18 protein-coding genes and 1 other annotated feature are annotated in these 19336 nt (G+C 43.7%); of the genes, 15 read left to right on the plus strand and 3 right to left on the minus strand.

What is annotated here, in order from left to right; all coding sequences use genetic code 11:
• Nucleotides 1-163 precede the first annotated feature (163 nt).
• Nucleotides 164-2752: a PEP/pyruvate-binding domain-containing protein gene (locus tag DESYODRAFT_RS03855; RefSeq protein WP_007779643.1), complete on the minus strand. Its 2589-nt coding sequence runs from the start codon at nucleotides 2750-2752 to the stop codon at nucleotides 164-166.
• A 360-nt stretch (nucleotides 2753-3112) separates the two neighbouring features.
• Here DESYODRAFT_RS03855 and DESYODRAFT_RS27900 point away from each other — a divergent pair, with 360 nt between their 5' ends.
• The 8 genes from DESYODRAFT_RS27900 to DESYODRAFT_RS03890 all read left to right on the plus strand — a co-directional run bounded on the left by DESYODRAFT_RS27900 (nucleotide 3113) and on the right by DESYODRAFT_RS03890 (nucleotide 10835).
• Complete coding sequence (locus tag DESYODRAFT_RS27900) at nucleotides 3113-3262, plus strand: hypothetical protein (protein ID WP_007779646.1); 150 nt, start codon at nucleotides 3113-3115, stop codon at nucleotides 3260-3262.
• Nucleotides 3263-3342: 80 nt separating this feature from the next.
• On the plus strand, nucleotides 3343-3900 hold the full coding sequence (locus DESYODRAFT_RS03860) for a UbiX family flavin prenyltransferase (protein ID WP_007779648.1): 558 nt from the start codon (nucleotides 3343-3345) through the stop codon (nucleotides 3898-3900).
• A 569-nt stretch (nucleotides 3901-4469) separates the two neighbouring features.
• Complete coding sequence (gene serC, locus DESYODRAFT_RS03865; protein WP_007779651.1) at nucleotides 4470-5552, plus strand: 3-phosphoserine/phosphohydroxythreonine transaminase; 1083 nt, start codon at nucleotides 4470-4472, stop codon at nucleotides 5550-5552.
• 22 nt (nucleotides 5553-5574) lie between these two features.
• Entirely contained in the window at nucleotides 5575-6738 is a 1164-nt protein-coding gene (locus tag DESYODRAFT_RS03870) for a phosphoglycerate dehydrogenase (protein WP_007779653.1), read from the plus strand.
• Between the two features lie 225 nt (nucleotides 6739-6963).
• On the plus strand, nucleotides 6964-8202 hold the full coding sequence (locus tag DESYODRAFT_RS03875) for a DUF1015 domain-containing protein (RefSeq protein WP_007779655.1): 1239 nt from the start codon (nucleotides 6964-6966) through the stop codon (nucleotides 8200-8202).
• An 806-nt stretch (nucleotides 8203-9008) separates the two neighbouring features.
• The gene (locus DESYODRAFT_RS03880) at nucleotides 9009-9629 is read left to right on the plus strand and encodes an RNA polymerase sigma factor (RefSeq protein ID WP_007779656.1); all 621 of its coding nucleotides are present in this window, start codon (nucleotides 9009-9011) and stop codon (nucleotides 9627-9629) included.
• Nucleotides 9586-10074 carry an anti-sigma factor family protein gene (locus DESYODRAFT_RS03885; protein WP_007779658.1) on the plus strand — a complete coding sequence of 163 codons (489 nt, stop codon included), beginning with the start codon at nucleotides 9586-9588 and terminating at the stop codon, nucleotides 10072-10074. Before DESYODRAFT_RS03880 ends, DESYODRAFT_RS03885 begins: the two co-directional genes overlap by 44 nt.
• A 26-nt stretch (nucleotides 10075-10100) precedes the next feature.
• Nucleotides 10101-10835 carry a B-box zinc finger protein gene (locus DESYODRAFT_RS03890; protein WP_007779661.1) on the plus strand — a complete coding sequence of 245 codons (735 nt, stop codon included), beginning with the start codon at nucleotides 10101-10103 and terminating at the stop codon, nucleotides 10833-10835.
• A gap of 159 nt (nucleotides 10836-10994) precedes the next feature.
• Here DESYODRAFT_RS03890 and rsiV read toward each other — a convergent pair whose 3' ends face one another.
• Both rsiV and sigV read right to left on the minus strand, forming a co-directional pair.
• Nucleotides 10995-11900 (minus strand): anti-sigma-V factor RsiV, encoded by a 906-nt coding sequence (rsiV, locus tag DESYODRAFT_RS03895; RefSeq protein ID WP_007779665.1) that lies wholly within the window; start codon nucleotides 11898-11900, stop codon nucleotides 10995-10997.
• 27 nt (nucleotides 11901-11927) lie between these two features.
• The gene (gene sigV / locus DESYODRAFT_RS03900) at nucleotides 11928-12413 is read right to left on the minus strand and encodes an RNA polymerase sigma factor SigV (protein WP_007779669.1); all 486 of its coding nucleotides are present in this window, start codon (nucleotides 12411-12413) and stop codon (nucleotides 11928-11930) included.
• Nucleotides 12414-12615: 202 nt separating this feature from the next.
• Nucleotides 12616-12870: a binding site (T-box leader), on the plus strand.
• A gap of 194 nt (nucleotides 12871-13064) precedes the next feature.
• On the opposite strand from sigV, the gene DESYODRAFT_RS03905 reads away from it, so the two are divergent.
• The 7 genes from DESYODRAFT_RS03905 to DESYODRAFT_RS03935 all read left to right on the plus strand — a co-directional run bounded on the left by DESYODRAFT_RS03905 (nucleotide 13065) and on the right by DESYODRAFT_RS03935 (nucleotide 19290).
• Nucleotides 13065-14198 (plus strand): bifunctional 3-deoxy-7-phosphoheptulonate synthase/chorismate mutase, encoded by a 1134-nt coding sequence (locus DESYODRAFT_RS03905; protein ID WP_007779675.1) that lies wholly within the window; start codon nucleotides 13065-13067, stop codon nucleotides 14196-14198.
• Between the two features lie 500 nt (nucleotides 14199-14698).
• Nucleotides 14699-15385 (plus strand): GntR family transcriptional regulator, encoded by a 687-nt coding sequence (locus DESYODRAFT_RS03910; RefSeq protein ID WP_007779677.1) that lies wholly within the window; start codon nucleotides 14699-14701, stop codon nucleotides 15383-15385.
• A 185-nt stretch (nucleotides 15386-15570) separates the two neighbouring features.
• On the plus strand, nucleotides 15571-16098 hold the full coding sequence (locus DESYODRAFT_RS03915) for a chromate transporter (protein ID WP_007779679.1): 528 nt from the start codon (nucleotides 15571-15573) through the stop codon (nucleotides 16096-16098).
• Nucleotides 16099-16188: 90 nt separating this feature from the next.
• Nucleotides 16189-16731 (plus strand): chromate transporter, encoded by a 543-nt coding sequence (locus DESYODRAFT_RS03920; RefSeq protein WP_007779682.1) that lies wholly within the window; start codon nucleotides 16189-16191, stop codon nucleotides 16729-16731.
• Between the two features lie 107 nt (nucleotides 16732-16838).
• Nucleotides 16839-17180, plus strand: a complete 342-nt coding sequence (locus DESYODRAFT_RS03925) for an HIT family protein (RefSeq protein WP_007779685.1) — start codon at nucleotides 16839-16841, stop codon at nucleotides 17178-17180.
• A gap of 1 nt (nucleotide 17181) precedes the next feature.
• Nucleotides 17182-18315, plus strand: a complete 1134-nt coding sequence (locus DESYODRAFT_RS03930) for a M20/M25/M40 family metallo-hydrolase (RefSeq protein ID WP_007779686.1) — start codon at nucleotides 17182-17184, stop codon at nucleotides 18313-18315.
• Between the two features lie 285 nt (nucleotides 18316-18600).
• Nucleotides 18601-19290 (plus strand): protein-L-isoaspartate(D-aspartate) O-methyltransferase, encoded by a 690-nt coding sequence (locus tag DESYODRAFT_RS03935; protein WP_042339313.1) that lies wholly within the window; start codon nucleotides 18601-18603, stop codon nucleotides 19288-19290.
• The last annotated feature ends 46 nt before the right edge of the window (nucleotides 19291-19336 follow it).

Genomic DNA, 19336 nt, shown 5'->3' on the forward strand with positions numbered 1-19336 from the left:
GCGTTTAATCTGGGCCGGAGGTACAACTGCTGCGGGAGAGGTTCTTAACCTCCCTGTGCAATACGCCGCAGGAGGCCCGTTTGCAAGGGGATGCAAACGGGCCTATATCATCGGATTTGGCAAGCCTCTCCCCTTGTCTTTGGCCAGCCGGGTTTTCATCAGATCAGCAGAAAAAGCATTGAATCTCCTGCCTGGTGATATCAGAAATCAATTTTAAATTTAGTTGTCCGGGTACAAGGTCATAGACTTTCAGAGACTCACTAAGTTTAGATTTTTCAGGGACTATATCAAGTAATTGAGCGAAATTATCGAGTAAATCCAACTGATAGACTGTTTCTTCCTTTTCGGGAAAAAGAGCCAGATAGAATATCTCGCTTTCGATCATATCCTGAAAGAAATGAGTTCCGAAGGACACATCAGGCAGGAATCCTGTCTGATGGTATCCGATCTCCCCTAAAATAGAACAGCGATTAATTTCGGCGAAGGCAGCCGGGACTCCTAAAGAAGGGATCTTCGATCCCCATCTGCCCGGACCGAGCAACAGGACTGTGGTGGTTTCTTTATGGATTTGTTTATTCAGTCTGCCAATGATTCTGGCAATCTCATATTTCTCAGATTGGCTGAGCTGGTTATAGGCGTGTGGCTCCACGAGGATGACCTTATGAATGCTGGTCGATATATTCCCCCCCATGAAGTGTCCTTGACTTTTAAAAAGGATTCGGTCAGGCAGGATTTCCTGAGGTAACTCCCTGTGGTCTTTAAAGCCCCGGACTTGCAGCGGCCTGCATTGCAGGAGGTTAATCAGATAGGTGCCATTGCTCTTAAAGTTTACGGTAAATTCGATATCAACAGGATGGCTATAGGCGGTTTCTAAAGTTTGAAGAAGGTTGGAGAAGGTTGAGGCAAAATCGCTGTCTGAAAACAAGGGGTTAAAGCTAAAAACCCAGGATTCTTTCCGGTCCAGGCCAAGTTGTCTGATCTTTTGTTCCGTTTCAAGGTCCCGTTCAGCAAGCTTCGTTTGATGCAAGTCTATGCCTTGATCCATCAGGTTCTGAATGGATAGACATTCCTGACGGTTGTGCCGGATGTTCAGCACGTCCATCTTTTGCTGGGAATAGGCTTTGAAACTGCGCAGACCATCATAGGGCATAGATTGCGGGCGGTCCAGTGCAGCAATCCTCGCGTAATCTCCTTCAAGCCGGTCGACTGCCCTGGTGCCCAGTCCGAGAACGAGCCGCATCATACCGGCGTTGGGATTCATCTGAGCATCCCAAACATAGGTGTTGAAGGAAAAACCGACTCCGGCAAGATCCGGAAAAAAGTAATCCTGCTTATTTGACCCTGATACCCTTTGGACCAGAAGGGCCATTTGCTCTTCAATTTGGGTCAGACCATGCTTTTCCCGGTAGGCTAGTGCTTCTACGCTTAATGTACTGGCAAAGACCTTCCGGACAGCTTCAGTGAAGTGATGGTATCTCTCCTCAAGGGTTCCCTGGTTGATACAGAAGATGCTTTCGTATTTGCCGGGAAAGGCATTGCCAAAGCCATCTTCCAAAAGACTGCTGGAACGGACAATGATGGGGGACTGACCAAAATACTCCAGCATTCTCAGCAATTTAGTTTTTATGGTGTCATTAAAACTTCCCTGGAGAATTTTTTCCCGAAGGCAGGAGGCCTTTTCAAAATAGTTTTCCGCTGTCCGGCGGTGTTCCATTTTCAGTTTCCACAGATTATTGTCAACCAGAAACGAGTAATAGACATCGGACCCTATATAAAATGAATCATGTGGTTCAAGGAGGCGTGGCCATAGTTCGGATGATTGGGTTAAAATTTTTCGGGCCAGAAGCATGCCCACGGTTTTACCGCCGATAAACCCTGAGCCAATCAGGCGTGATTTAATGGACAGGATATCCTGAAGGGAAAAGTGTTTATAGATCAATTCAAGGATTCTGTTATCCCGTGTTAAAAATATTCTGGATAATTGGCTGATGCGTTCCTTTACTCTGGCTGATGCAGGATCTGAGGAAGAAAGAAGTTCTCCGGCCTTTAAGAATAGCCGGTCCCAATAATCGAGATTTCTTTCCGGGTTTTCGTCATCTTCTCCGAGCCGGGAATAGAGAGCGGCGACATCTCCGCTGCTGGTTACAGGAATAAAGTGATGGTTAAGCATAACATGAGGAAAGAATAGGGTCGGCGAGTAACGATTCCAGACTTTCAGCGGGTGTACATAGGTTATGCTGTCGATTTCAAAAACATCGAACAGAACCTGAGTTGTATCCCGAATCACTGCCGTGCTGTGGTAAGAGTTATGATTCTTGAAGGTTGCAAAATAAGCGATTGTATTGAGTTCATAAAGATAGGGGCAGGTCACTTTGAAGAAGTTTCCGATCATGGTGTCTGTAGCCCAACGATCTAAAAGCTCAGATAAGCAGTCGAAAATATAAAGAACATCCCGTCCTTCGCTTGTGATCTTTTCATGGATTTGGGAACAAAACTCTTCAAAGCCGTGATCGGCATTGACCGGAAAAACCTCAACTCCATTCATAGCCATGAGGAGAGGGGCGTGTTGAGTAAAACGAATATAGATAATTTTCTTTGCAGTCTCCTTATTTTTTTCAATAAAAGCCATGACGAATCTCTTGTAGACATCAATATCCCTAACCTGGAAAACAACATTGTCTCCCATTCGCAGATGTCGGATCACCTCATCTAATGAAGCTAAGCCGGTACTCGCTATTTGGAAATTTTCCATTTAAATTACCTCCTCGTAATTAATGGCTAAGGACTTCCTAATAGTGTAAATAAAGAAAGGCGCTTCAGAACTGCTCGTTTGTTTCCGAGTAGCTCCAAAGCGCCATTGCTTTGCTTATTAATGCTGAAGTGTGAGGTTAATTCGGTTTATTGTTATAATAGTATCGTAAGAACTAACTATAATGCAAGAGATAAGTGTTAAGAATTAAGTATTCATGGATACCATCAATATGCTAACCATCGTTCCTCAGAGGGCCAATTCCGGCAGTCCTGGCAATCAGTGGAGCGGCCCGGCTTGAAGAAACCTACCCGGAACAGTGAGGCATAGTCTTGTTATATTTACAAGGTAGGGACTGTTTCAATGAGACAGGGTTATTGGCTCTTGCTTATTGAACGTTATTTTGACTATATGTTCCTGAACGAGCGAATCGGGATCGTGATCGTGGACCGTGATAGTGATAGTGCTATGTCGAGGTTGAAAGAATTTGTAAATAATGATATTTTAAATTAACTTGAGTTGTAGTGGTTTAAGATATTGAACCATTTGAAACTAAACAATACAAGCAAATTTCAAGCGGGAAGAGATGAAACATGGAAATTGTCGTTGGGGTTACCGGGGCGACGGGAACAGTTTATGCCCTGAATTTATTGAAGGCTTTAAAAGATACGGGTAAGGTGAATACACATCTCATTATGAGCGATTGGGCTAAGGAAAATCTCAAGATAGAAACGGACTATTCCTTGAATGATATAGGAAGTCTGGCTTCGGTACTCTATGATAATAAGAATTTAGGGGCTAAAACTTCGAGCGGATCATTTATTACAGACGGAATGGTTATTGTGCCTTGCAGCATGAAAACCTTGAGTTCAATTGCCAATGGTTATGATGATAACCTGATTTCAAGGACAGCAGGCGTTATGCTCAAAGAAGGAAGAAAACTGGTCTTAAGTCCCAGGGAGACTCCCCTAAGTCCGATCCATCTGGAAAATATGCTTAAGTTATCAAGGCTTGGGGTGAGAATAGTTCCGCCTATGCCCGCCTTTTATAATCAGCCCCGAACTATTGAAGATATTATTAATCATCATGTGATGAAGATATTGGACCAATTCGGAATTGACTATGATAAAGCTCAACGGTGGCAGGGATAGCTCAAAGGAACACTTGGGGCCTGAAATAAATCAAAAATTAAATAAAAGTTAGACTTGACAGGGCGACCCTATTCAATTAGAATGTAAACAATCAAAAACTAATTAACACGATGAAGGGAAGTCCCCAACTCATAGAGTTTAGAGAACTGACGGTTGGTGCAAGTCAGTCTGCCGAGTTGAAGGATTCCATCCCGGAGTGGCCAATGATGAATTGTGACGGGTTCCGCCCGATAGCGCGGACATAAGTTGGCCGATTCGGCAACATGGGTGGCAACGCGGGAATAACCTCTCGTCCCTGATTGGGATGAGGGGTTTTATGTATTTTTAAGCCTCTGCTTTCATGTGCTCATAATCGGTTAGAACTTGGGTGGCACCGCGGAATTCCCGCCCCAATGCTGGGGCGGGTTTTGTTTTTTTGTGGGTTACCAATTATATGCATTTTTTAGTATATTTTTAAGGGGAGGAATATTTTATAGAAATAAACTTATTATTGTCATCGGCCCTTATTAAAGAGATTTGATAACGATTAATATCTGATTTTAAGAATAGAGGAAAAGGGAGGATTTTTTATGTCAAGAGTATACAATTTTGCTGCCGGTCCGGCTGTATTGCCGGAAGAGGTCCTTAAAGAAGCAGCAGAGGAGATGTTGGACTACAACGGCACAGGAATGTCCGTTATGGAGATGAGCCATCGTTCGAAAGCCTTTGAACAAATTATTGGGGATGCCGAAAAGACATTGCGGGATTTAATGAATATTCCGGATAATTACAAGGTCCTCTTCCTGCAAGGAGGAGCATCCCAACAGTTTGCTATGATCCCCATGAACTTAATGAAAAATAGAGTAGCGGATCATATCAATACCGGACAATGGGCCAAAAAGGCGATTGCTGAAGGTAAACAGTATGGCAAGATTAACGTTTTAGCTTCGTCCGAGGATAAGACGTTTACGTATATACCGGATCTGAAAAATCTAACCTTTTCTGAGGATGCCGATTATGTTTATATCTGTCATAACAATACGATCTACGGAACCAAATATAATGATTTGCCTGAAACGGGAGACAAAGTCCTGGTTGCCGATATGTCCTCAGATATTTTATCCGAACCTGTTGATGTGACAAAATACGGCCTGATTTTTGCCGGGGCTCAAAAGAATATTGGCCCGGCAGGAGTGGTCGTGGTCATCATTCGTGAAGATTTAATCACAGAGGATGTTTTACCAGGAACCCCAACAATGTTGAAATATAAAACCCATGCCGATAACAAATCCCTCTATAATACCCCGCCGGCCTATGGAATCTACATTTGCGGCAAGGTGTTTAAGTGGGTTCAGAATCAAGGCGGGCTCGAGGCAATGCAGAAACGCAATGTGGAGAAAGCTGCTATTTTATATGATTACCTTGATTCCAGCAAGATGTTCAGAGGAACCGTTGTCAAGCAGGATCGTTCCTTAATGAATGTTCCATTTGTCACAGGTTCCGAAGAATTGGATGCAAAATTTATCAAGGAAGCCAAAGCGGCCGGATTTGAGAATTTAAAGGGGCATAGAACTGTGGGCGGTATGAGAGCAAGCATTTATAATGCCATGCCACGCCAAGGTGTCCAGGCTTTAGTCGAATTCATGAAGAAATTCGAAGCGGAGAATAACTAAAAATTAAGGAGTGGGATGTGTCGTGTTTAAAGTAAACTGTTTAAATAAGATTGCTAATGTGGGATTAGACCTATTTACGGATAACTATCAAATGGTGGATAATTTTAATGATGCAAATGCCGTACTCGTAAGGAGCTCAAGTATCCATGATTTAGAGCTGCCTCATTCCTTAGATGCCATTGCCAGAGCCGGAGCGGGAGTTAACAATATTCCGCTGGATAAATGTGCTGAACGGGGCATAGTCGTCTTTAATACTCCGGGTGCTAATGCAAATGGTGTAAAGGAAATGGTCATTGCTGCCTTGATTATTGCGGCTCGCAACATCGTAGGGGGAGTTAACTGGGTAAATTCTTGCGGAGCAGATCCCGAGGTTGCCAAACTTGTTGAGAAAAATAAATCAAAGTTCTCAGGGACAGAAGTTAAAGGTAAGAAACTAGGGGTCATAGGGCTTGGAGCAACGGGAGTTTTAGTTGCGAATGCGGCCAATAAGCTGGAAATGGAGGTTTATGGATATGATCCGTTCATTTCAGTGGATGCAGCCTGGAAGCTTTCCAAATTTATTAAGCACACAAAGGCTTTGGAGGAGATCTTTAGAAACTGTGATTTTATTACGGTTCATATCCCGCTTTCTGATTCAACAAAGGGAATGTTCAACAAAGATACCTTTGCGATTATGAAAGATGGAGTTAAAATACTCAACTTCTCAAGAGATACTCTGGTCATTGATGAAGATATGATTGAAGCCCTGAAGTCCGGAAAGGTCCATCGCTATGTTACAGATTTCCCCAATCCCAATGTATGCGGAGTGGAAGGAGTCATAACCATTCCCCATTTAGGAGCTTCAACCAGCGAATCGGAAGATAACTGCGCCGTCATGGCAGTAAGACAGATAATGGACTATATGGAAAATGGAAATATTAAAAATTCCGTCAATTTCCCGAACTGTGATATGGGAATTTGTACTCAGGCCGGACGGATCGCTATTTTCCATAAGAATATCCCTAACATGATCAGTCAATTCACAGCAACATTTGCCAGGGAAAACATTAATATCACGGACATGACAAATAAGAGTAAAGGACAATGGGCCTATTCTTTGCTGGATATTGTACCCCCATCGACCGATGAAATAGTCAAGAGCCTAAGAGCAATCGACGGGGTTCTAAAAGTAAGGGTGATTAAGTAAAAAAAGGGAAAACAGGGGGACAGGTTCCCTGTTTCGGACTAGTGAAGTTGAAACAGGGGACCTGTCCCCCTTGTTTCGCAGGGGTATGAAACATGAAGGAGGTGAAAAGCCTGGTTTCTTGGCAACTGAATCCTGCGATGTTGCAGCTTGTTCGTCGGACAAGTGAAAAACACACTTTTCGTAGTTTTAATGACTTTTAGTGTGTTTTAGAAACCAGGAAGAGTATTGGCTACTATAAGACCTTTTAATGCTGTAAGACCGCGAGAAGATGTCGCAAGTAAAGTGGCAGCGCTTCCTTATGATGTATATAATCGCCAAGAAGCTTTAGAAGAAGTGTTAAAGGAACCCTTATCTTTTTTGAAAATTGATAGAGCAGAAACACAATTTGCTGAAGACTTCAACCCTTATGATGCCAAAGTCTATGAGAAAGCAAGAGAACTTCTTCAGGACATGATTGAAGAAGGGGTGTTGGTAAAGGAAGGTAAGGACTGTTACTACGTCTATGAACTGACGATGGATGGCCGTGCCCAGACCGGTTTAGTTGGATGCGCGGCGATCGACGATTATCTGAACAATGTTATTAAAAAGCATGAGAAAACGCGGGAAGATAAAGAAATCGACCGGATTAAGCATGTGGATATTTGCAATGCTCAAACCGGACCGATTTTCTTAGCTTATCGTTCTCAGGAAACCATCAATGAAGTGGTAGAGGGGGTAAAGAAGCAGGCTCCGTTATATGATTTTATTGCCCCTGATGGAGTCAGGCATACCGTTTGGAAAATAGATAGAACAAGTGATTTGGAAACGATCTATACGGGGTTCCAATCGATCCAAAGTGTCTATATTGCAGATGGACATCATAGAACGGCTTCGGCAGTAAAAGTCGGCTTAAAAAGACGTGAGGAAAATCCGGGGTATACGGGAAACGAGGAATTTAACTTCTTTCTGTCCGTACTTTTCCCTCATGACCAATTGATGATTTTAGACTATAACCGGGTAGTAAAAGATTTAAATGGGTATAGCAAAGAAGAGTTTCTGACACAGATAGCTAATTCCTTTTTAGTAGAAGAAATAGGAGCGGAACCCTATAAACCATCAGAAAAGGCTGCATTTGGGATGTACTTGGAAGGGGTATGGTATAAGCTCACGGCCAAGGATGAAATCCGTTCAACGGATCCTGTAGAGGGACTTGATGTGGCGTTGCTTCAAAATTATCTGTTAGCTCCGGTTCTCAACATTAAAGATATAAGAACAGATAAAAGGATTGACTTTGTTGGAGGAATACGGGGGCTCAAGGAACTTGAAAAAAGAGCCAACAGTGATATGAGGCTGGCCTTCTCCATGTTTCCGACTTCAATTAATGAATTGTTTGCAGTTTCTGATGCAGGGCAGTTGATGCCGCCAAAATCGACTTGGTTTGAACCTAAATTGAGAAGCGGATTGTTTATACATGAGTTAGGGTAGACTCCCATGCCGTTGCCGCAGCACTGCAGAGGATGAAAGAGAGTGCTCCCGGGTCGGGCAGCTTCGCCCACATCCGTGCAAGATTAGTTAATTCGTGCGAAGACAGTGTCTTCGTACCGCAGCACTCCGAGGCTCGCCCACTCGTCGGTGCGGGAGCTACCTTCAGCGGATAAGTATTCTTTGGAGATAGCCGCTTCGGCGAAACTGTCCACCGGACACTTTCGTGCCAAACCTCTGGGTAATACCTGATGTGAACCCGTGGCTCAGTATCTCCGCACCGTCTTGTGGGCTTTTACCGCCTCTCCATGCAATGGGTTCGCTTCTGTGGACAAAGCTGCCCTGCTTGTGGGTCTGGGGGTTCTTCTGCATGTCTTTAGGGTCTTTTTCTGGTTAGGATTAAAAATGTTAAGCGCTATGTATAAAACGTAAATGGATAGGTTATGCTAGTTGTTGAGATGAAGTTCATGGCAAATTCAGACTGATTGACAAGTTATAGTACCGCCTTGGCATTGATTACAATCGCTACAGCCATATTGGCTTGGTCCAAATCCTAAGTAGAACGTGAATAAGTCATCTGACAGAGTCCCTGATGGGGCTCTGTTTTTATGTACAGGCGGCTGCAGCCCACGTAAACTTAAAGGGCGTAGTTTTTCGATGTGGGCTCATAAACTCCAGAACAAATGACAATAGTTTTAATGAAATGATAAAATATTATTATTTTGGCGGTCAGTACAAAAATTAATAGTCCATTGAAGTATAAACCGGCATTGATACGTCTAAAGGATAGCAAGGGCGGTGAACGATATTTGCATGATAATGAAGCTCAAAACATCCTCAAAGGGGATGAAGAATTAATTCAAGCGATCTTAACAGGAAATGGCGAGCGGTATGCCGATATCGTGGAGCGTTATCAGACGGGATTATTCCGTACCGCCTATTATTATACTCAGAATGTTGAAGACGCCCGGGACCTTACCCAAGATATTTTTATTAAAGCCTATAATAGTCTCGCCGCATTCAGACAGGGGTCAGCCTTTTCCACTTGGCTCTACAGAATCGCTGTCAATCATTGTATTGATTGGTGCCGGAAGAAAAAACCTCAATATGTAGAGGACTGCTGCTTGGATAATTTTTGCACTGAGGAAGATGGCCCCGAAGACTTGTTTTTGCAGCGGGAAATCGCCTCTGAAGTACAAGCGGCAGTCGGCAGCCTGCCGGCAATCTACAGTACGGTCCTCATCCTATACTATTTTGAAGACTTCAGTCCCCAACAAATTGCGGAGATAACTGACACGCCCAAACGAACAGTGGAAACCCGGTTGTTTCGGGGTCGGAAAATGTTAAAAGAAAAGCTCCATTCTACGCCCTCTGGAGGTGAAGGTCATGACATGTTATCGAAGCCGGGACAACTGGCACAGCTACGTTAAACGCAGTTTGAGTAAGGCAGAACTAGACGAAATGGCTTCTCATCTGGAGCATTGTCCTAAATGTCGAAGTGTCGTTGCAGGTATTCAGAAGACCTTAGACAACTTGGCTAAGACCCAAGTAATCCTCAGTCCGCCTGCCGATCTTAAAATCAACGTTATGAAGGCTATCGATACGTATCGGTACAAGGAAAACCTGGTCAGCGTCAATTCTTTCCGCCTTTTTGAGTTGAGAAACTGGGGCTTCAGCATGGTAGCCGCAGGAATCCTCCTTTTCGCCCTGAACCTAGCCGCCTTGAATCCCGGTTTTGAAGGGGGTAAGATGATCGAATTCCCGACAAAACTAAGTAAGCAAATGACGATTCCTTTCCACAAAATAAGTCAGCTGGCTAACGACACTCTCGAAAAAATCGAAGCTCTGTCATTGTCAAAGCCAAAGGTGGAGTAATCTAATAACAAAAGGGAGGACTACTTATGAATTGTAAATATCACCCCCATCAAGAGGCCCAAGCCATATGTGTCAAATGTAAAAATCCAATCTGTCCGGAATGCACAATAAAGCTAAACGATAAAACAGCCTGCCGCCAGTGCCTCGAAGAAAACTTAAGTTTCAATCCAGTGTCAGCTTTGCCTGCGAGCCTGCCCAGGAAAACCTTTCCGGAGAAATTTCTGTTTCTATGCTACAGTCTGATTCCCGGTGCCGCGCATATGGATCTGGGACTCTTCCGGCGCGGTCTTCAGTTGATGATCATCACCTTTGGCGGAATTGCCCTGATCAATTTTATTGGCTTGGATTTTCTCATCCCTTTCATTATACTGCCGGCCTGGTTTTTCAGCTTCTTTGAAAGCCATCATTTAAGAAGACAGGCTGAAAAAGGGCAGGCTATCGTTGATCAGGACCTCTTCAACCATCAAATGTTTGATTATACTCCACAGTTGAAGAATCCCCGCTTAATCGGATACACTATCATAGTCATTGGTATTCTTGGTCTTTTGCGTCATGTAGACAGATATTCCTTTTTACCACGCTTGATCGGGAACTGGGATTATTATAACTTACTCAGAGGAAGCTTTATTCCGTTCTTGCTTATCCTGGGCGGTATTTACCTGATCGTCAAAGCGGCACGGACACAACCCTCTAACCTTAAATCAGAACTAGAGGAACTATCGGAAAATCAAGACAACCCAGGGCAGGCAAAGCAGGCGTGAGTTGTCTTATTCGGAACCCCTTTGATATTGTCAGCCAGGTGGTCGCCCTTCTTGTGCTTAAAGGGATGTCCCATGACACCCTGTGGACACCCTGTGTTAAAAGGATCGTCCCTCTGACACGTAAAATAGAGCCCGGTAAGGGCTCTATTTTCGACTTTTCTAGTGGATATAATCATTGCTTACTAAGTGCTCAGAAAGAATTTCGCTCGGGATGACAAACTCGATAACCCCCATATAGCCAGGAGCAACCTCATATTTATTGAACGAAATCACCAGCTTGCCGTTAGAATTGATATAAAAGCTTTGATTTTTGTCTATTTTCTCAAAAGGATCAAAGGAAAAGTCAAGTTCGGCCCCGCTAACCCAATAAATAACCCCTTCGTTAGACTGCATTTGTTCCCTCATTTGTTGTTGAATATATTCGCTTATTACCGAAATGTATTGTTCATCTTTAAATAAGGAGGGTAAGGTGATCAATATTTGGTTTTTCTTATCGATGGTGTCATATTTATAGGTGGTGCTTGAAGATCCTGCAATATTAAGAACGTATCGGCCGATCGAGAATATTTGGTCATTATCCGTTTTTACTTCATAACCTGTATCAATTCCCATATGAGCTTCGGAGTCACGTTCTTTTATATCTGAGATATCAGCCATAAAGCTTTCGTACAGTTTTTTGTTTTCCTCTAAATATTGGGAATTAAGTGTGGCTTCCAGGTTTTTATCGTCCAGACCATCGATTACGGGAACTTTTAAATCTGCCTTGAAATTGCCTTCATCCAGAGTGTACCCTTTGAAGGTCAGCACCTTGATGACGTTTCCCAGTCCGGGTACCTCGGCAAGAGACTGAGCAAAGGCCGGACTTGTATTGAGAGTAACCGTAAATATGGCAAAAGACGCAGCAATAACACCAATCCAACGCAACGTTCTCTTTTTTTTCAACTTGTCTTTTCCTCCTTCTTTTAAAGCCCTTTTGACGATAAAGTCCAATTCTTTGGGGATCGGAACAGCCAGATAGTCATTTTTCATCTCTTCCAGGTGTTTGTCTAGGTGCTTGTCTTCCATGTGACCCTCCTTTGTTAGGGAACCTGATTATGCCTGCATCTTCAGACGCAGCTTCTTTAAACCGGTATATAAGCGGGTTTTAATAGTATTTGGATTGACATCTAAGATCGTGGCCACCTCGTCAATGGTAAGATCCTCAAAAAAACGAAGTACGATAATATTGCGATACATGGGGGGGACCTGAGCTAAGGCCTCTTGGAGATCAAGATCAGGGTAAGCGGGCTCCTTTTCGGGAAGATGGCTTTCCAGAAACTCTTCATCCATCACCTCCACATTTTTCTGCTTGCGTAAAAAATCCAGGGATGTATTTACGAGAATACGGTAGAACCAGGTTTTCATGCTGTGAGGGTCCTTGAGAGTATGAAGGGAGGAAAGTGCTTTATAAATGGATTCCTGAACGATATCCAGAGCGTCCTCCGGGTTTTTGGTATAACTATAAGCAAGCCGATAGTAATTTTTTTGCTGGCGGATAGTTTCTTCAGCAAACAATTTCTCCAGATGGTTAGTTTTCATATAGTGGAGAACTCCTTCTCTTCGATGTATCTTTTAGTCATTACTATATAGACGTTGGCGATATCAAAAAAGTTTTTCCAAAAATAAATTTTTATTATGTTACATTATATAGTTTGGGACTCAAACAGACAGCCTGATAAGATACTTTAAAAAAATGTTGACAAAATCGCCAGTCGTGTTATAATGGATTTTAATTAAATTACTAAAGGCTATGACGGAGAAAAGTAATCTATTTATTACCTTTCAGGGAGGAAGAGTCCCGACTGTAAACTCTTCTATGTGTAGTGGTAGATGAAGTTCCCTCCTGAGCTGCCGGCTGAACGCAATCAAGTAGGCTAGGACGGTTCTTCACCGTTAGAAGGAAGGGGGTATCGGATATCAATTCCCGTACCTTTGTCGAGTGGCCTTTTTGGCTTAAGTTGGGTGGTAACGCGAGATATAACTTCTCGTCCCTGCAAGGGATGAGAAGTTTTTTATTTTAGCTGATCCAACTGGAATTCGGCAGATACGAGTTTTAGATATACCTGTACCTTAAAAGGAGTGGGTCAAATTTGACCAAAATGGGTGGTAACGCGGAAGTCCACGGCTTTCGTCCCTGTAAATGGGATGGGCCGTGGACTTTTTTAATTAAATTTATGGGAGGTATTCTAAATGAAAGATTTGAGATTGGCAGGGCTGACAACGGAGCGCAGTACTATTGAGATTAACGGGGTAACCTTGGGCGGCAAGGAGATTATACTGATCGGCGGACCCTGTGCGGTAGAATCAAGCATCCAAATGATTCAATCAGCCGAGACTGTAAAAAAGGCAGGCGGTAAAATTCTGCGGGGCGGAGTTTTCAAACCGCGTACTTCTCCCTACAGCTTCCAGGGCTTGGGGCGGGAAGGGCTTAATTATTTGGTGCAAGCAGCCAGAGAGCAGGACTTGCTTTGTGTTACAGAGGTTATTGATGCTCCAAGTCTTGAGTTAGTCGTTGATCAGATTGACATTATCCAAATTGGAGCCCGGAATATGCAAAACTTTGAGCTTCTTAAGATGGCCGGTAAAATTAACAAACCAATTATTCTTAAAAGAGGTTTATCCGCTACGATCGAAGAATGGCTCTTAGCGGCCGAATATATTTTATCCTCAGGCAATCCTCAGGTTATCCTTTGCGAAAGGGGAATTCGCACCTACGAGCCCAGTACAAGAAACACCTTAGATCTCAGTGCTGTGGGTGTGGCCAAAGAGCTTTCCCACCTGCCGGTTATTGTGGATCCGAGTCATGCCGCCGGCAGGAGAGATTTGATTGCCTCTTTATCTAAGGCGGCCATTGCTTCCGGAGCAGATGGTTTATTGATCGAGATGCACCCTAATCCTGCTGAAGCGGTCAGCGATGGCCCTCAATCATTGCATCCTGAACAGTTCATCCAGCTTGCAGGAGAATTGGATGTTGTGGCTGAAGCTGTGAATAGAATCTTTGTTTCGGGCTGTAAGGAAAATGAAGAAACTCTTAAATCATTACGCAAGCAAATTGATGGCATTGATCAGGTGATTATCGAACGCTTAGCAGCCAGGATGAAAATCGTTAGAAAAGTAGGGAATCAAAAACGCCTTGACCGGGTAAAAGATACCAACAGGGAAAAAGAGATTCTTCAGCGCTTAGTGAGTCTGGCCTCGGAATTAGAATTGTCTCCCGACTTAGTGAAAAAGATATATCCCTTGATTTTTGAATCTGCCGTTCAATCACAAATCAAAAATAAATTAGCAAACGACAAAAACTTTGAACGCGTCAGCGAATTATAAGAGGCTTTAATCTGGCCCCCGCTTGCTTAAACTTGATAAATTAATAAGTTAGGATGCCTTCGGGTAGGGACAAGACGGTTATTAAGTACGTCTTGTCTCTTTTTAATGAGTGTTATCTCGATGGGATTAATACTAAATTGCCAATAACTTATTAGATGTTTGCAGCAAGGTGATAAATCGCTGCCGGCTCTTATACCAATTAACATCTGATTTTTCATATGTGACTTAGTATAAAATTAATTGGAACCTGCCTCTGAAGAGTAAGAGCTTAAAAAGAGCTTAATTTAGATGGCTTAAGGGAATTGATTCGCTTAAAATTGGGATAATACTAATTTGACAAGATTCAGAGATGGTTTGGTTTTGGTATAGGACAATTGAGGATAAATCATGGTTTTTGGGATACGGTATACCAGAATCTTGCCTTTATCGTTCGGATGGACTTATAATGACCTTAACCGTAAACCGTAGATATTCAAATAATTCTGAAGGGGAGAAGGAAAGTGGCGCATCATTTTTCACCCATAAAGTTCGATGATCAGGGCCATATTCGGGATTCGGTATTTTCCATTTTGAGAAATGCAATTTTAGACAAAAAACTAGAACCGGGACAGAGGCTTGTGGAACGAACCATCGCAGAACAAATGGGTATTAGCAGGACACCGGTACGTGAAGCAATAAACAAGCTGGTATCAGAACGATTAGTAACCCATATACCACGCAAAGGGGTGGTGGTATCCGGATTCACTAAGGCAGATATCATAGAGATTCTAGTTATTAGGACATCCTTGGAAGCGCTCATTTGCAGTATTGCGGCTAAAAAAATCAAACCCCGGGAACTGAAGCGTCTGGAGTTACTAGCCAAGCAGATTTCGGCTGAACATGGGAAAGGAAACTTTAAAAAATCCAACCAATTAAACGATAAGTTTCACGAGATAATTTATAAAACCGCTGAAAGCCCGAGAGTATATGATTTTCTTAATACATTACACGAGTATATAACCAAGTTTACTGAAGTGGCGTATTCTAAACCCGGCCGGCCTGAGGAAGTATGGGTGGAACATAATGCGATCATTGAGGCCCTGCATCAACATGACAGCGCTGCAGCAGAAGCCGCTGCGAAAAACCACGCGGAAAATTCCAGCAGAGCGTATTTAGAGATGGCTTTTTTGAGTGAAAACTTTAAGTAGTTTCAGGTTCCGGCAATTATATTTTGGTATACAAAAATAATAGATTTGGTATACCAAATCTATTGAATTAACGAGTTTAAGGTTATATACTTACCTTAGAAACTCTAAAGATAGTTTTTTCGTTCTTGATATGCTTTGGTCAAAAGGATTTGAAAATACCTAAGGGAAGGAGATGGAAATGCATCATGTTATCACAGCTTTGGGATCTTTTAATTGCTTTCGCCAGGGCCAGCAACTTAGGCTTTGGCGGAGGTCCGGCAGTCATTCCTCTCATTAAAATTGAAGTCGTAGAGAGGTATCAATGGATGACTAACGCGGAATTTGCCAACGCACTTGCCGTCGGAAATGCTTTGCCAGGTCCGATCGCCACAAAATTGGCAGGGTATGTAGGGTATCAGGAAGCCGGATGGCTGGGAGCCCTGGTGGCAAATATAGGGGTTATTCTGCCGACCTCGCTTGCCGTCATTTTGCTGGCCCGGTTTTTAATGAAGTACTCGAATTCTCCGGTTTTGAAAGGAATGCTCAAGGGAGTGCGTCCTGTAGTTGTTGTCTTAATAGCTCAAACTGCCTATGATATGGGGATCGGCTCCTTCCCTAACCTGACGACTTGGGGAATTGCTTTGGCGACTGTGGTTTCTGTATTTTGGTTAAAATTGCATCCCGCACTCATTATCTTGGTTTCAATGGGTTTCGGATTGTTGGTTTTTCGCTAAGTTTTTAGAATTCAACTGGATTTAAATGAAACTATTCCGGACTAAGTTTTAGGATATTAGATAAACCATGTGAAAAGGGAGGTGCTCCTCGTGTTCAGAAACCTATGGGACCTGTTTATTGCCTTTACCCGGGCTTCAAATCTGGGATTTGGCGGAGGTCCTTCACTGATTCCTCTCGTTAAAGCCGAAGCGGTGGATCGCTATCATTGGATGGATAACGAAGAGTTTGCAGATGCGCTTGCGATTGGCAACGCCTTGCCGGGGCCGATTGCCACGAAGATGGCTGCCTATATCGGTTATAAGGTCGCAGGTTGGTTAGGTGCTTTAGCAGCCACCTTAGGTACAGTCGCTCCGACCGTAATCGTCGTTGTTTTATTAGGAAGTTTGATAGTAAAATATTCTGATTCTCCGGAACTTAAAGCGATGCTGCAGGCAGTTCGGCCTGTGGTTGTAGTTCTTGTGGCGGAGACTGCCTATGACATGGGCAAGAAGGCTTTCCCATCCGGCAGTACTTGGGGAATTGCTGTTGTGACGGTGGCTCTGCTTTATCTGGCTAATATCCACCCGGCCTTTATTATCGTAGTATCGATGTTGTTTGGTTGGGTAGTATATGGCAGAACAAAAAAAGCCTGAGAATTGACTGGAACGCTGCCGGTGACTTGACCTTTGAGCAGAAAATAGGCAAGATTAATCTAAACGTCCATTTGATGAGTATAGCTAAACGAGTAGGAGGGGTACGGATGAACGAATGCGTATTTTGTACACTGCCGGAGGAGGTTAACCTCGTTGAGAACGAATTAGTACGGGCATTTTATGACAAGTATCCAGTCAGCGAAGGACACGTTCTTATTGTTCCCAAAAAGCATGCTTCAAGTTTCTTTGAGGCAACTGCGGAAGAAATGGCTAGTGTCGGTGAGCTTCTCACTAAGGTTAAAGCATTGTTAGATGAACGGTTTCATCCTGATGGCTATAATGTAGGAGTTAATGTAGGGAGTGCCGCCGGACAAACGGTTTTTCACTGGCATATGCATGTTATCCCTCGCTATAAGGGAGACGCCGGAACTGTGAGGTGGCATTCTTAGAATGATCAACCGGGAAAGATTGCTGGCCGAGTTTTTGGAACTCATCCGAATTGATTCTCCGACCAAAAATGAGCGTGAAGTGGCGGATGTACTTAAAAATCGTTTGCAAAGTTTAGGTCTCATAGTATCAGAAGATAATGTGGGACAAACAATTGGCGGTAACTGCGGCAATGTTTTTGCTTATTTAAAAGGTAATCTGCCCAAGGCTCCGATCATTCTATTTTCGGCCCATATGGATACGGTAGATCCCTGCCTTAATATTGAGCCGGTGCTTCACGAAGGAGTGATTACTTCGGCTGGGCAGACGATCTTAGGGGCGGATGACAAATCAGGGATCGCCCCAATTTTGGAAGCCTTAAGAACAATCAAGGAACAAGCCATTCCCCATGGCGATATTCAGGTTGTTTTTAGTGTAGCAGAAGAAGGGGGTCTCAAGGGCGCCAAGAACCTGGACGAAACCCTGCTGAAAGCCGACCTGGGATTTGTCATGGATTGTGTTGGCGGACCGGGGGAAATCATCCTTGCGGCCCCGGGGCAGGATCGTCTTAATGTGATGATCAAAGGCAGGGCGGCTCATGCCGGTTTTGCTCCGGAAGAGGGTATCAGCTCAATTGTCGTCGCTGCCAAGGCCATCTCAAGTATGCCCGTAGGCAGAATTGATGAGGAAACGACAGCAAATATCGGAACGATTCAGGGCGGCATAGCCACGAATATAGTGGCCGACAGAGTTGACATAGCATGTGAATCAAGAAGCAGAGATTTGGCAAAGCTGGAACGTCAAACGGCTCAGATGTATGAAATTTTTCAGCGCTGTGCCGAGGAAATGGGCGCTGTGGCAGAAATCGAAGTTCTCCGGTTATATGAACCATTTACCTTATCTGAGGACTCCCAAGTGGTAGCTGTTGCCAAGCAGGCAGCAATGGCTGCCGGGCTGCAAGTAACGACCGGGGTAACCGGCGGAGGCAGTGATGCCAATTACTATAACCTCTATGGTGTACCCTGCGCTGTTTTGGGAACCGGAATGCAAAAGCCCCATACCACAGAGGAATGGATTGAAGAAGAGGATTTATACCGGACAGCGAATCTGCTGATCGAGATTATTAAGGTTGCAGCGAAGCTTGAGAAGAGCCAGTAACATAGAGAGCTTATGTAAGGGACGTTTAAAGACCACGGGAGAGTTCCAAGCGGACTTTCCCGGTTTGTTTTTGTTAAAACATAATGAACATAACAAAGGGCTGTCTCAAAGAAAAAAGGACCTTGTAAAACAGAGTTAGTTTAAGTTTGGCTATAAGCCTCTTTTTCTAACTGTCTATTTTACAGGGTCTATTTTAGTTTGAGACAGCCTCTTGTTTTTAGTAAATAGACCAGTTTGGGGAAAACTAAGGTTAGATAAACTAAGCGAGGTGGATGAAATTTGACAATGGATTATAGTGAGAACGGTCATTCAAATCATAGACAGGCAGAGTGTGAGTGGATGGTTCAAACACAAATCATGAGCCGGGACATTAGGGATGAAGCGGTTCTTAACAGTATGCTTATGGTTCCGCGGCACAGATTTGTCCGGGAAGATAGACAAGAATACGCCTACTACGACACAGCTTTGGAAATAGAGGCAGAGCAAACCATCAGTCAGCCGTATATGGTCGCCTTAATGGCGCAGGCCTTAGAGTTAAAAGCAAGTGATAAAGTGTTGGAAATTGGAACCGGTTCCGGTTATTCCGCCGCAATACTTTCTCGAATAGCTACGAACATCTTTACAATTGAGCGGCATGCCCTGCTCGCAGATCTTGCCAAAGAGAGATTCAGGAAGCTGGGTTATGGAAATATTGAGGTATGTGTCGGCGACGGTACACTTGGATGGCCGGAAAGAGCGCCCTTCGATGGGATTCTGGTCACGGCGGGAGGACCGGCGATACCAGACACTTTAGTAGGTCAATTAGCTTTTGGGGGCCGAATTGTAATTCCGGTTGGGGATAAGGGAGAACAGCATTTGCTGCGGGTTAGAAGAATGATGTCTGGCGAATTAATCCAAGAGGATTTAGGAACGGTACGTTTTGTCCCCCTGATAGGGGCAAAGGGCTGGAGTGGGCCAAATGGAAACTTAAGTTAAACCCCTTTACTGGTCTTTTTTTGATATAATAAGGACAGCTTATTAA

Origin of the sequence: Desulfosporosinus youngiae DSM 17734, from assembly GCF_000244895.1 — a bacterium.
Taxonomy (GTDB): domain Bacteria; phylum Bacillota; class Desulfitobacteriia; order Desulfitobacteriales; family Desulfitobacteriaceae; genus Desulfosporosinus; species Desulfosporosinus youngiae.

Bases quoted from the DNA above. Each gene is read 5' to 3' on its own strand.
- DESYODRAFT_RS03855 (WP_007779643.1), bottom strand. From the start codon at position 2,752: ATGGAAAATTTCCAAATAGCGAGTACCGGCTTAGCTTCATTAGATGAG.
- DESYODRAFT_RS27900 (WP_007779646.1), top strand. From the start codon at position 3,113: ATGAGACAGGGTTATTGGCTCTTGCTTATTGAACGTTATTTTGACTAT.
- DESYODRAFT_RS03860 (WP_007779648.1), top strand. From the start codon at position 3,343: ATGGAAATTGTCGTTGGGGTTACCGGGGCGACGGGAACAGTTTATGCC.
- serC (WP_007779651.1), top strand. From the start codon at position 4,470: ATGTCAAGAGTATACAATTTTGCTGCCGGTCCGGCTGTATTGCCGGAA.
- DESYODRAFT_RS03885 (WP_007779658.1), top strand. From the start codon at position 9,586: ATGACATGTTATCGAAGCCGGGACAACTGGCACAGCTACGTTAAACGC.
- DESYODRAFT_RS03890 (WP_007779661.1), top strand. From the start codon at position 10,101: ATGAATTGTAAATATCACCCCCATCAAGAGGCCCAAGCCATATGTGTC.
- rsiV (WP_007779665.1), bottom strand. From the start codon at position 11,900: ATGGAAGACAAGCACCTAGACAAACACCTGGAAGAGATGAAAAATGAC.
- sigV (WP_007779669.1), bottom strand. From the start codon at position 12,413: ATGAAAACTAACCATCTGGAGAAATTGTTTGCTGAAGAAACTATCCGC.
- DESYODRAFT_RS03905 (WP_007779675.1), top strand. From the start codon at position 13,065: ATGAAAGATTTGAGATTGGCAGGGCTGACAACGGAGCGCAGTACTATT.
- DESYODRAFT_RS03915 (WP_007779679.1), top strand. From the start codon at position 15,571: ATGTTATCACAGCTTTGGGATCTTTTAATTGCTTTCGCCAGGGCCAGC.
- DESYODRAFT_RS03925 (WP_007779685.1), top strand. From the start codon at position 16,839: ATGAACGAATGCGTATTTTGTACACTGCCGGAGGAGGTTAACCTCGTT.
- DESYODRAFT_RS03930 (WP_007779686.1), top strand. From the start codon at position 17,182: ATGATCAACCGGGAAAGATTGCTGGCCGAGTTTTTGGAACTCATCCGA.
- DESYODRAFT_RS03935 (WP_042339313.1), top strand. From the start codon at position 18,601: ATGGATTATAGTGAGAACGGTCATTCAAATCATAGACAGGCAGAGTGT.